The organism is Halomonas sp. 72 (assembly GCF_052379785.1).
In the GTDB taxonomy this organism is placed as follows: Bacteria; Pseudomonadota; Gammaproteobacteria; order Pseudomonadales; family Halomonadaceae; genus Vreelandella; species Vreelandella citrativorans.
On sequence record NZ_JBQSYY010000006.1, the window covers coordinates 148,658 to 160,012 of the forward strand.

Here is an 11,355-nt window from a genome sequence, read left to right on the forward strand (position 1 = left end):
GAGTGGTGTGCTCTTGCTCGCACTATGCTCGTTAGTCATGATGAGCATCGCCGATCAAGTGCTTTATAATGCCAAAGCGGCAGTACATCATCAGGTCAAGATATTCACACTGCCTAACGCTGATTTTTCTGTTGTCAGCCACGATACGTCGCTATGAGTGAGTTATTCATCATTTTGATCAGCACCGCGCTGGTCAATAATTTTGTCTTGGTGCAGTTTTTGGGGCTCTGTCCGTTTATGGGGGTTTCCAATAAGCTGGAATCTGCCATGGGCATGTCGCTGGCAACGACGTTCGTATTAACCCTCGCCTCTGCAGCAAGCTACGTCGTTTATTATGGCTTGTTGGTGCCTTTGGATGTTACTTACCTGCGCACCATCAGCTTTATAGTGGTGATTGCTGCCGTCGTGCAATTCACCGAAATCATGGTGCGCCATTTAAGCCCGTTGCTACATCAAGTGCTGGGCATCTTTCTGCCCCTGATTACGACCAACTGTGCCGTACTGGGTGTTGCTCTGCTCTCGCTCAACCGTGAGCTTGGCTTTTTTCATACCACACTCTATGGGCTGGGGGCAGCGCTCGGCTTCTCGCTGGTGTTGGTCCTGTTTGCCGCCATGCGCGAGCGCTTGGCTGGCGCGGATGTCCCCAGGCCTTTCAAAGGGGCCGCTATTGCCATGGTCACTGCCAGCCTTATGTCGCTCGCCTTTCTTGGTTTTTCTGGTTTAACTCAAGGGTAATTTTCTACCATGAGTGATGGTTTTTCTCTCTGGGGGATTGTCAGTTCAATTGGCATCTTGACGGGGCTTGGCATCGGTTTTGGCGCCCTACTGGGGGCGGTTAGTGAACGTTTTAAGGGGGACGAGCACCCTCTTGTTGAGCAAATTGATGCGCTGCTGCCCCAAACTCAGTGCGGCCAATGCGGTTACCCAGGCTGCCGCCCTTACGCCGAAGCGATTAATGAGGGCGACGCACTCAACAAGTGCCCGCCCGGTGGCGAGGCCACCATTCATGCCTTGGCAGATCTACTCGGCCGTGAGCCTGAGCCACTTGATGGCGAAGCGCCCAGCGAAGCCAACGTGGCGTATATCCGCGAAGTCGAGTGCATTGGCTGCACCAAGTGCATTCAGGCGTGCCCAGTGGATGCCATTATTGGCGCGGCCAAACAGATGCACACCGTGATTGAAGATGAGTGCACAGGCTGTGACTTATGCGTTGACCCATGCCCGGTAGACTGTATCGACATGCTGCCCCGGAGCACGCCGCTTGGCCAGTGGCAGCCCGTTGTTTTACCCACTGGCGTCATTGCAAGCGACCGTACACCAGCAACAAGGGGGCCAGATGGCACACCCATTTGATTTCCCAGGCGGCATCTACCCACCGGAGCGAAAGGACCGTTCAACGCAATCACCGTTGCGACGTGCCCCGTTACCGTCGCAGGTCATCCTTCCGCTGTGCCAGCATAGCGGCCGCCCCGCCACCCCCTGTGTGGCCCGGGGCGATCATGTTCGCGTTGGCAGCCTAATCGCCAAGCGCGATGGTTTGATATCTGCGGATGTTCACGCGACAGTGAGTGGCACGGTTAGCCAAGTGGATAGCGACGCTATTCACATAGACAGCGATGGCCAGGATACCTGGCAATATCTCCCCCCGCTCGATTGGCGCACGACGGATGCACCAACGCTGCTTACGCGGCTGGATGACAGCGGTGTGGTCGGGTTAGGTGGTGCCGGTTTCCCGACCCATATCAAGGCTCGCGTGACTGAGCGCCATGCTATCGACACGCTGGTGATTAACGCCGCCGAATGCGAGCCTTACATTACGGCCGATGACCTCACATTACGGAATTATCCAGGCGACGTGCTGGAAGGCGCACAGCTCATCTCTGCCTTATGCGGTGCCCAACAGATCATCATCGGCATTGAAGATAATAAGCCCGAGGCCATTGCCGCCTTGGAGCATATCCTTCCAGACAGCCAGCCAGCCCGCGTGACGCTGGCCGTTATCCCTACTCGCTACCCAAGTGGTAGCGAGCGACAGTTAATTAAAAAGTTGTTGAACCGAACCGTACCCAGCCAAGGCCTACCGGCAGATGTTGGGGTGCTTTGCCACAACCCCGGCACGCTACTGGCAGCACTTCACGCAGTGCGTGATGGCCAACCGTTGGTTGAGCGCGTGGTGACGCTCACCGGAGAAGCGATTAACCAACCGGGCAACTACTGGGTGCGCTTAGGAACGTCCATTGAGAACCTGCTGGTTCATGCAGGCCTTGATAATGCCAAGCTTGGTCGCGTTGTTCAGGGCGGCCCGATGATGGGCAGCTCGCTTGAGTCGCTCACAGCGCCCGTGATCAAAACGACGAACTGCCTGATTGCGGCAACGCCTGACGAATTGCCGTCTGCGCCGAGGGAATCCCCTTGTATCCGCTGCGGAGCGTGTGAAAGCGTATGCCCCGCCCAGCTGCTTCCTCAGCAGTTGCACTGGTACGCCCGCGCCCAGGACGACGACAAGCTAACGAGCCACCACCTGTTTGACTGCATCGAATGTGGCGCCTGTAGCTATGTTTGCCCTAGCCATATTTCGCTGGTCGATGATTACCGCGACGCCAAACGTCGCCTTCGCTACCAACAAATTGAAGCAGCCAAGGCCGAACATGCCAAGCATCGCTTCGAGTTTCGCCAGGCACGCCTGGCCCGAGAAGAGACAGAAAAACAAGCGCGCCGCCAGGCCCGGCTAGCGCACAACAAGCCCACCGACGGCAACGCCAGTAACGAGAGCACCAGCGCGCCTCCAGCCGACTTGCGCAGCCTGCGTATTGCCCAAACGGCGGCCAAGGCAGCGGTTAGAAAAGCCGAGAAAGTACTCACACGGGCAGCTCAGCAAGAGCCACAGCACTCCCATGAAGACCTGGAAACGCTGTTGGCGACCGCCCAGGAAAACCTTAAGGCCGCCGATTTGCAGCTGGCGCAAGCGCGTGAAAGTGCTAAAGCACCGACCGCGGAGGACACCCCATGAGTATGTTTCACGCATCACAAGTAAGCGCCTCCTCTGCCAAGTCAACAACACCAGCAACGGCGTCATTAATGCGCTGGGTGGTGGTCGCCACACTGCCTGGCGTGTTGGCCATGACGTATTACTTTGGGTTGGGCGTACTCAGCAATATTGCCTTGGCGGCCATTATGGGCATGTTTCTGGAGGCGGGCATGCTGCGCCTTCGCCGCCGCCCCATCGCGCCAGCCTTAACGGATACCAGCGCCCTACTTACTGGCGTACTGCTGGGTGCCTCGCTCCCTCCGGCAAGCCCTTGGTGGCTAATCGGGGTCGGCATGATAGCCGCCGTGGTGATTGCCAAGCAGCTGTATGGTGGCCTAGGGCATAATCCGTTTAATCCGGCCATGGTGGGCTATGCGCTATTGCTGGTCTCATTCCCTACGTACATGACGCTATGGGCGCCGCCTCAGCCTCTCATTAGCGATACGCTTTGGGCGCAAATTCTTGGGACACTGCCTACGTCACAGCTTGATGCGCTTAGCGGTGCAACGCCATTGGATGCGTTCAAACATAAAGCCGAAGGGCTCTCTGCCGAGCAGTTCTGGTTAAGCGCACCGCTACCCGAACAAACGCTTGCTGCCTGGTACAGTATCAGCCTGGCTTGGCTTGCGGGCGGGGTACTGCTGCTGTTTAAACGGATTATTAGTTGGCACATCCCCATCGCCCTGTTAGGTAGTCTGGTAGCGTTGGCAACACTGTTTCATCTACTTGATCCTAACCGTTTTGCATCGCCTCTTTTTCACCTGCTAACCGGTGCGGCGCTGTTTGGGGCTTTCTTTATTGCCACCGACCCGGTATCCGCGGCGACCAGCCAGCGCGGAAAATTGCTGTACGGCATGGGCATGGGGGTGCTGATCGTGGTGATTCGCAACTTGGGGGGCTATCCGGATGCGGTGGCTTTTGCCGTTTTGTTGATGAACCTGTGCGTCCCATTGATTGACCTGTACACCGTGCCACGCCCTCAAGGCCACTCAAAAGGCGCGCCAGGAGCATTACGATGACGCCCATTATCGCCATGCGGCGTGGCGCTTTAACGCTGGGTATCTTCGCGCTCGTTACGGCAGGCAGCGTCGCGGTTACCCGGGCCTTGACCTCTGAACGCATTACCCAGCATCAGCAAACCTACCAGCTCCGCCAGCTGCAAGCGGTACTGCCTCAAGCATTAGCTGATACACCGACGGATCAAGTGCTAAACAGTGCCTTCAACTTACCCAATGCCGCCGCCCTGGGCCACCGAACGCCAGTGACAGGCTGGCAAATCAGTCGTGGGGATCACCGCGTTACTGTTCTGCCAGTGATCACGCGCCAGGGTTACAGTGGAGAAATTGATTTACTGGTAGGGATAAATGAGCAGCAGCGTATTAGCGGTGTGCGCGTGACCTACCATCAGGAAACCCCAGGCCTCGGTGACAAGATTGAGCGCCAGCGCAGCGACTGGATTACCCGCTTTAACGGATTAAGTCTTGATGAACTGCCACCAAATGCCTGGGCCGTTAAAAAAGAGGGCGGCCAGTTTGATGGTTTTACCGGCGCAACCATTACACCTCGCGCCGTTATTGAGGCCGTTCATAACGCTTTAGAGTACGCCGCCGATACGCCGCTACCGGGTAACATTGAGGAGCCGATTCGATGAGCCAATGGCAAGCGCTGACCCGTGACGGGCTTTGGAGCAATAATCCGGCATTAGTACAATTGCTGGGGTTATGTCCACTGCTGGCCATCAGCACAACCGTGGTTAACTCACTAGGGTTAGCCATCGCCACGCTGTTTGTCATGGTAGGCGCCAGCACCGCCGTATCGCTTGTGCGTCACCAGGTGCCGAATGCCGTTCGGCTACCGGCCTTTGTCATGATCATCGCGGCGTTTGTTACCTGTGCTGAACTATTGATGGCCGCCTTTGCCTACCCGCTCTATCAACTGCTGGGTATTTTTATTCCGCTAATCGTCACCAACTGCGCCATTTTAGGGCGTGCCGATGCGTTTGCCTCCCGCCAACCGGTAGGACTTGCAGCGCTTGATGGCCTGATGATGGGCGTTGGTTTCGGTAGCGTTTTAGTGCTGCTTGGCGGGCTGCGTGAGCTATTGGGCCAAGGCACGCTGTTTAGTGATATGGCGCTGCTGCTTGGTCCTATCGCGGCCAATTGGCAACTCACTCTGGTAGACGACTATCAATTTCTGTTTTTTGTGTTGCCACCTGGCGCATTTTTTGTGGCCGGGATGCTGATCGCGCTAAAAAACGTGATAGACCAGCGACGCGCCGCACGCGCCTTGCCTTCAGCGGCCACCCCACGAACAGAGCGCCGCGTCCGGGTCACCGGCATCATCAAGTAACCGTAGAGACACGCTATGAATGCCCAAAAGCGTCATGAAATTTTTGCTCGCCTTCAGGCAGCAGACCCGCACCCGACAACAGAGCTCAACTGGACGACCCCTTTTGAGCTGCTTGCGGCGGTTTTACTTTCCGCACAAGCCACCGATGTCGGTGTCAATAAAGCCACCGCACGGCTCTACCCCGTTGCCAATACGCCCCAGGCTATTATTGACTTGGGGATTGATCAGCTTAAAGCGCATATCAAGACCATCGGCCTGTATAACACCAAAGCAGAGAACTTGATGAAGACTTGCCATATTCTGGTCAACCAGCACGGCGGCGTCGTGCCCGACACGCGCAGTGCGTTAGAAGCACTGCCAGGGGTTGGGCGTAAAACCGCCAATGTAATTCTGAATACGGCGTTCGGGCAGCCAACCATTGCCGTCGATACGCATATCTTTCGTGTATCGAACCGTACCGGCATCGCCAAAGGCAAAAATGTCGTTGAAGTCGAGCAGAAGTTAATACGCCATGTGCCCAAGGAGTTTAAGCAGGATGCTCACCACTGGTTGATTCTCCACGGTCGATACACCTGCATTGCGCGCAAACCTCGTTGCGGAAGCTGTATTATAGAAGACCTGTGCGAGTACCCCGACAAAATCGAACTCGCCTAGCTTACGTTAACAGGAGACTCCTATGCCGATGCCTGCCACTTTGCTACATGACCAACCCATTGAGCAGCGTATTGACGCGCTATTTGCGCTCTCCCGCCAGCACGCTGACCACTTTGGCAGTGCAGGCGCCTGGCTTTCACGCCAACGCTACCTGGCGCAACACCCTACGTCGATTGTGGTTATGAAATGTATGGATGGACGTATTCATATCCCACACGCCACCCGCACACCGCTCGGCATTATTACCCCATTTCGTAACCTTGGGGGGATTTTCGATTTGGGTTGGCCGTATTTGGGTGAGTTACTTACCGACACCGTTATTGAAGCCGCCAACGCGGGGCGAGCCACGCTTTTATTGATTACTTACCACTTTTCCGAGGGCAACCCAGCGCGGGGATGCGCCGGATTCGCTTGCGACACCCAAGCCGCCAAAGCACACGCGCATACGATTGCCCACCAGGCCGGTCAGCTATTTGGTGAAGATCATCAGCAGGTGTACCCGTTAGTGTGTGGCTTTGAAACGGATAGCGACGCTCTCATCCTTCACGGTCAGGACGACGCAGTATTGGATGTGCGCGAATGGGTTGGGCAGCCTATAGAAGCGCTCACCGCGCATCTACAGGCTATTTTCCCTGATATGCCTGCGGACATACGCCGGGATTTACTGCCTTTATTGAAAGGTAACCTGGCGCATGTCAATGACCTTCAGGGCGTTGAACGCGAACTGGATATCGAGCATCGCGAGTGGGCAATCTGTATTGGGCGTGGGTTCGACTTTTTGCACTTGCCTAATACAGCACTGATTATTGGGCCTTACGGGCCCGACCTGGCTGAACCGATTGGTACGGCCGCCACGATTATTGAAGCCAATATGCAGGCCGGCAAGATCCCCGATGATGGTTTTATGCTGCTTGCCTCAACGCCGTATCAGCATAGCGGTGTGGATCGTGCCCGGGCGATGCTGAAGTCGCGTTTTTTATCCGAGTTCGCCGAGCACGTCATTCGGCGGGAGCATCCGCACCTTGCCCAAAAAATGCGCCGCCATACGGCTGTCGTTCACTGGCCAACCCGACGGCTGGATTCACTGGACTAGCGCGGTAGCGATAAGCCTGGCTGTAATAGTGCGCGGTACGCATCACGCCAGGCGGGCCACTCCCAGGCCTGCGTGTTTATCTCCCCAGGCCGTGAATCGGGTGTGCTAAGCCACGCATGCAAACGCTTATAAAGGCCATCTGGCGTACCATCATAACGGTAAGCATCTGGATATAGCTCAGGAAAACAGAGTCTATCAGGCACTAGCGGTAATGCTCCGCGCTGGGCAGCTTCCATAATGGCCAAGCCCTGAAACTCATGCCAGGTCGTCGAGACTACAATCCCGGCGGTCGCCAACAGCTCGCGGTATTGCGGTTCCGGCTGCGGGCCCCAGGCCACACTATGCGCAGCTAGTTTCTCCTGGGCGACATCAAAAATAGGCGGTGTTTGCCGAAAACGCTGACCCAATACGGCTAACTCAAAATCAATGCCCTGCTCGCTTAGCGCTATTAACGTATTGAAAAAGTCATCCGGGTTTTTGTCATACTCCCAGCGATGGTTCCACACAATACGCCGTGAAACCCGACCATCAGTATGCGTTTCGGCCAGCGGTGAAATCGGTACGGGCAGTACGCGAGCACGTGAGCGTAATGCCTCAAGCGGCTTGGCCGCGGGCAGGTTTTCGGGCATTTTCTTTAAGAATGCCCGCACGCCGGTAAAAAACGAGTCGCGGTTATAGGCGGTGTTAAAAACAACGGTATCGGCGGCAAGCGCTGCATAGAGATTGACCATTTTTGCCTCTACCTGAGGCATCTGGTCAATCGATTCCGGATAGGCGAACTGGTTTTCGTGAAAATAGACAATTTTTCTGGCCTGACCCAAATGAGGGAAAAGCCCCAGAAGCGTCGCCAAATCCACCATCGACGTTGCCAATACAACGTCATAGGCTTGGCTAAGTGTGTCATGCTCTTTTAGCCACCAGCTAAGCGGGTTTCCGCGAATTCGCCAGGCAAAGTGACGCGGCGGTAAATTTAATGTTTGCCACGTTATCTCAGGGAGATGGGCCATTAAACTGTCTGCCCAGTAACGGTGGCTCACCGCTTCGTACGCTGAAAGTAATAAAACGCGCATTAAAACCCTTGTTTTAAAAGCTCTGACATTAAAAACCCTGGTACTCCAGCTTATCAGCCAGCGATTCTAACACGTCGATCCCTTGTACATCGGTCGCTAACCACGGCAGCGTGGGGCGGGGAAATTGCTTAAATAACGTATCAATGCGTTCAAGATAAGTGGCCTCCTGCACACGTCGTGCCTGCAAAAAGGCACCGTCCGCTTCTTTAGGTATCACCCGGTTAACCAGTACGCCCGCCACGTTGATATTAACCTCTTCCAAGGCGCTGACGGCTCGCTGCGTCTCAAGGATAGGCAGTCGCTCCGGCGTCATGACGAATAAAAAGCTGCACGCCTTGGCATCCTCTATACGACGCCGTGCCTGGTGAAACAGCCGCCGACGGTTGATCAGCGTTTCCGCCACCTCGCGGGTACGCTCATCCAGACCGGAAAGCGCATCTTCTGTGGGGTTATCAAAGGGAGTAGCCACATCCTGCCCACGTGATGGAGTGAGATGCTTAAGCACACCGCTCAATTCAGCCGATTTGCGATTATGTGCCAGCAGCCCATCCGTCCAGGCCGCCATGGCTTCGGGCAGGGTTAAAAGGCGCAGCGTATGTCCAGTGGGCGCCGTATCGATAATCACCAAGTCATAAGGCGCATCGTCATCCAGAATCAGCCGCGCCAGCCGCTCAAGCAGGGCCGCTTCCTGAGTGCCAGGGGATTGACGCGTCAGGCGCATTTGCCGCTCTAGCTCCTGCATCATTTCAGGCGCGGCGAAGCGGCGCATTTGCTGGGTGACTCTATCTAAATGCGCCTCAACCTCACTATCAGGATCAATCTCCATGGCATCCAGATTAGGCAGCAAGCGACACGGCGTATCGCCTAACGTTTGATCAAACACATCGCCCAGGCTATGGGCGGGGTCAGTTGAAACCACCAGCACGCGCTTGTTACGCTTGGCCGCAAGAATTGCCAAAGAGGCCGCGACGGTTGTTTTACCCACGCCGCCTTTACCGCCTACCCACAGCAGGCGGCGGTTGAGAACTGATTGCATAGGTTACACCTATCCATGGGCTTATTTAGGGGGCTAGCAACAGCGAAAATGGTCCAGCGGCGAATGCTCCATGCCCATTCGCGTATGCCAGTCATGAAAACGTTCAAGCAGCAGCGGCTGCAATTCCAGTGTGTAATAGGCGGCGGGGTTGGGTACACCCATCATTTCTGAAAAAACCAGCAGCATGAACAGGTCATCTTCATCACGGCGCGCCCGCGCAATCGCCCCTCGATAGCGCGCGCTATAGACCTCTTCGGTAAAAAAGCGGGCCTGGCCTAGCCAGGCCCGCAACGTATCACGCTTGGATGACATTATGATGCCCTCTTATTTAGTCACCTTGGGCTGCCATTTCGGCACGCGAGCGTTTAAGCGCCGCGGCACACTCCATCGCGACGAGAATGGCCGCCATCAGCACCACAATATCCATCACCAGCAGGAACATGTTGCCTTGGTCCCAGAAAGTGCGAAGCTGAATGAGTAATGCCAATATGGTCATTACCAGCAAAAAGCACAGGGGCGCCAGGGTGTACCACATGGGCCGCCGCAGACGTACCAGCATGACAGTAATAATCAGCAGCGTTAACCCGGCAAGCAACTGGTTGGTGGTGCCAAAAAGCGGCCAGATAATCAAACCGCCAGAACCATCCGCACCACCCGCCCCGAACGCCAACAACAGGCAGGTTCCCACCGCCAGACCTGTCGCAAGTGCCGGTTTTTTCATCCACGGCTGGTTATAAATATCACCCCACTCCTGGAAAATATAACGCTGCAAGCGTAAGCCAGTATCCATGGTGGTACCTGCAAAAAGCGCGGCCATGACCGTAAGCAGCGTCGCGGCAGTAGCCTCAGGCAGCCCAATACCGTTATGAATAATAAATGCGCCCCCTTCCACAAAGGCGTTAACGCCGCCCTGGCCAAAGGCGCTGTACATGGCCTGCCAATCGCCAAATGTCGCAAACCCTGCCGTCGCGGCCAAAATAGCCGCTAGTGCTAGCATCCCCTCGCCTACCGCCCCAAAGTAGCCCACGAACCGCGCATCGGTTTCTTTATTAAGCTGTTTGGAGGTAGTACCGGAAGATACCAGCCCGTGGAAACCCGATATTGCCCCACAGGCAATCGTTACAAAAAGCAGCGGAATCATCGAAGGCGTGCCGGCAGGTACATTGCTGTTAAAGGCAGGCGCGACCAGCGTTGGGTTAAGCAGCACCAGCGCTCCATAAAGAATCAGCAGACCGATAAATAGCTGTAAACCATTGATATAGTCTCGTGGCTGCAGCAGCATCCATACGGGCAATAGCGAAGCAATGGCTGCATAGCCAAACAAAATCACAATCCAGATAGCGTTACCCGACAGCCCAGCGACTTCAGCAGGCATTTGAACAGGCACCATCGGGCCAATACCAATCAGCGCATAAAGAGCAATGACGCCTAATACCGATACCACAGTTAGGCTCAGTATCCGCCGGTAGATCAGTTGGCCAATGATCAGTGCCACAAAAATCGCTCCCCAGACCGGTACCACTGCACTAGGAAAGTTCATCATTAATCCGGCAATCACCACGGCAAACACGGCATTAACCATGAGCAGCACAAGGAAAATAACGATCATAAAAATGCTGCGTGCCCGTTTGCCGACTACATCGCCCGTTAAAGCGCCTACCGACTTGGCCTTATTACGTACGCTGGCCCATATAGCGCCAAAATCGTGTACACCGGCAAAAAAGATGGTGCCGAACACCACCCATAAAAAAGCAGGTGCCCAGCCCCATATCACCGCAATGGCAGGCCCTACTATGGGTGCCGCTCCCGCTACTGAGGTAAAGTGATGCCCCCAGAGCACAAAACGGTTGGTCGGCACATAGTCGATGCCATCCTCAAACTCATGGGCAGGGGTTTTGAAATCAGGGTCTAACTGATAGATCTTTTGAGCAATAAATTTAGAATACAACACGTATCCTAACGCCATTGCCCCAAGTCCGATTAACAGCAAGATAACAGCACTCATATGCGCGGCTCCTTTGGCAAGATTGTTCTTTATTATTAAAACCAAGGCACGTATAGGTTAGGTGTTTCTGTTTATATGTTGGTACGGCTTCTTGATTACGTCTATGTCTAAATCTCTTTA

At 55.2% G+C, this 11,355-nt stretch carries 12 protein-coding genes; 8 read left to right on the forward strand and 4 right to left on the reverse strand.

Going from position 1 to position 11,355, the window contains the following annotated elements:
- The first annotated feature begins 153 nt into the window (after positions 1-153).
- The 8 genes from rsxA to ACT3T6_RS08860 are packed head-to-tail and all read left to right on the forward strand — an operon-like array spanning position 154 to position 7,124.
- Complete coding sequence (rsxA, locus tag ACT3T6_RS08825) at positions 154-735, forward strand: electron transport complex subunit RsxA (RefSeq protein ID WP_193053487.1); 582 nt, start codon at positions 154-156, stop codon at positions 733-735.
- A gap of 9 nt (positions 736-744) precedes the next feature.
- Positions 745-1,353: an electron transport complex subunit RsxB gene (gene rsxB, locus ACT3T6_RS08830; RefSeq protein WP_193053486.1), complete on the forward strand. Its 609-nt coding sequence runs from the start codon at positions 745-747 to the stop codon at positions 1,351-1,353.
- Positions 1,337-3,010, forward strand: a complete 1,674-nt coding sequence (rsxC, locus tag ACT3T6_RS08835) for an electron transport complex subunit RsxC (RefSeq protein WP_193053485.1) — start codon at positions 1,337-1,339, stop codon at positions 3,008-3,010. Before rsxB ends, rsxC begins: the two co-directional genes overlap by 17 nt.
- Positions 3,007-4,047, forward strand: coding sequence for an RnfABCDGE type electron transport complex subunit D (locus ACT3T6_RS08840; RefSeq protein ID WP_193053484.1), 1,041 nt, complete (start codon positions 3,007-3,009; stop codon positions 4,045-4,047). Before rsxC ends, ACT3T6_RS08840 begins: the two co-directional genes overlap by 4 nt.
- Positions 4,044-4,679 (forward strand): electron transport complex subunit RsxG, encoded by a 636-nt coding sequence (gene rsxG / locus ACT3T6_RS08845; RefSeq protein ID WP_193053483.1) that lies wholly within the window; start codon positions 4,044-4,046, stop codon positions 4,677-4,679. The genes ACT3T6_RS08840 and rsxG overlap by 4 nt, the downstream gene beginning before the upstream one ends.
- Complete coding sequence (locus tag ACT3T6_RS08850; protein WP_193053482.1) at positions 4,676-5,377, forward strand: electron transport complex subunit E; 702 nt, start codon at positions 4,676-4,678, stop codon at positions 5,375-5,377. Before rsxG ends, ACT3T6_RS08850 begins: the two co-directional genes overlap by 4 nt.
- A 15-nt stretch (positions 5,378-5,392) precedes the next feature.
- Entirely contained in the window at positions 5,393-6,031 is a 639-nt protein-coding gene (gene nth, locus ACT3T6_RS08855) for an endonuclease III (RefSeq protein ID WP_193053481.1), read from the forward strand.
- A gap of 22 nt (positions 6,032-6,053) precedes the next feature.
- Positions 6,054-7,124, forward strand: coding sequence for a carboxysome shell carbonic anhydrase (locus ACT3T6_RS08860; protein ID WP_193053480.1), 1,071 nt, complete (start codon positions 6,054-6,056; stop codon positions 7,122-7,124).
- On the opposite strand, the gene ACT3T6_RS08865 is transcribed toward ACT3T6_RS08860, so the two are convergent.
- Genes ACT3T6_RS08865 through ACT3T6_RS08880 form a run of 4 tightly spaced genes read right to left on the reverse strand, consistent with a single transcriptional unit; the run spans position 7,121 to position 11,235 of the window.
- Positions 7,121-8,194: a tRNA-queuosine alpha-mannosyltransferase domain-containing protein gene (locus ACT3T6_RS08865; RefSeq protein WP_193053479.1), complete on the reverse strand. Its 1,074-nt coding sequence runs from the start codon at positions 8,192-8,194 to the stop codon at positions 7,121-7,123. The two genes, ACT3T6_RS08860 and ACT3T6_RS08865, sit on opposite strands and share 4 nt — an antisense overlap.
- Positions 8,195-8,222: 28 nt before the next feature.
- Entirely contained in the window at positions 8,223-9,230 is a 1,008-nt protein-coding gene (locus ACT3T6_RS08870) for an ArsA family ATPase (protein ID WP_193053478.1), read from the reverse strand.
- 33 nt (positions 9,231-9,263) lie between these two features.
- Entirely contained in the window at positions 9,264-9,542 is a 279-nt protein-coding gene (locus tag ACT3T6_RS08875) for a cory-CC-star protein (RefSeq protein ID WP_087105546.1), read from the reverse strand.
- Positions 9,543-9,558: 16 nt separating this feature from the next.
- On the reverse strand, positions 9,559-11,235 hold the full coding sequence (locus ACT3T6_RS08880; protein ID WP_193053477.1) for a carbon starvation CstA family protein: 1,677 nt from the start codon (positions 11,233-11,235) through the stop codon (positions 9,559-9,561).
- Positions 11,236-11,355 lie beyond the last annotated feature (120 nt).

What these genes read in the sequence shown, in the direction of transcription:
- rsxA (WP_193053487.1), top strand. Translation starts at nt 154, where the DNA reads ATGAGTGAGTTATTCATCATTTTGATCAGCACCGCGCTGGTCAATAAT.
- rsxB (WP_193053486.1), top strand. Translation starts at nt 745, where the DNA reads ATGAGTGATGGTTTTTCTCTCTGGGGGATTGTCAGTTCAATTGGCATC.
- rsxC (WP_193053485.1), top strand. Translation starts at nt 1,337, where the DNA reads ATGGCACACCCATTTGATTTCCCAGGCGGCATCTACCCACCGGAGCGA.
- ACT3T6_RS08840 (WP_193053484.1), top strand. Translation starts at nt 3,007, where the DNA reads ATGAGTATGTTTCACGCATCACAAGTAAGCGCCTCCTCTGCCAAGTCA.
- rsxG (WP_193053483.1), top strand. Translation starts at nt 4,044, where the DNA reads ATGACGCCCATTATCGCCATGCGGCGTGGCGCTTTAACGCTGGGTATC.
- ACT3T6_RS08850 (WP_193053482.1), top strand. Translation starts at nt 4,676, where the DNA reads ATGAGCCAATGGCAAGCGCTGACCCGTGACGGGCTTTGGAGCAATAAT.
- nth (WP_193053481.1), top strand. Translation starts at nt 5,393, where the DNA reads ATGAATGCCCAAAAGCGTCATGAAATTTTTGCTCGCCTTCAGGCAGCA.
- ACT3T6_RS08860 (WP_193053480.1), top strand. Translation starts at nt 6,054, where the DNA reads ATGCCGATGCCTGCCACTTTGCTACATGACCAACCCATTGAGCAGCGT.
- ACT3T6_RS08865 (WP_193053479.1), bottom strand. Translation starts at nt 8,194, where the DNA reads ATGCGCGTTTTATTACTTTCAGCGTACGAAGCGGTGAGCCACCGTTAC.
- ACT3T6_RS08870 (WP_193053478.1), bottom strand. Translation starts at nt 9,230, where the DNA reads ATGCAATCAGTTCTCAACCGCCGCCTGCTGTGGGTAGGCGGTAAAGGC.
- ACT3T6_RS08875 (WP_087105546.1), bottom strand. Translation starts at nt 9,542, where the DNA reads ATGTCATCCAAGCGTGATACGTTGCGGGCCTGGCTAGGCCAGGCCCGC.
- ACT3T6_RS08880 (WP_193053477.1), bottom strand. Translation starts at nt 11,235, where the DNA reads ATGAGTGCTGTTATCTTGCTGTTAATCGGACTTGGGGCAATGGCGTTA.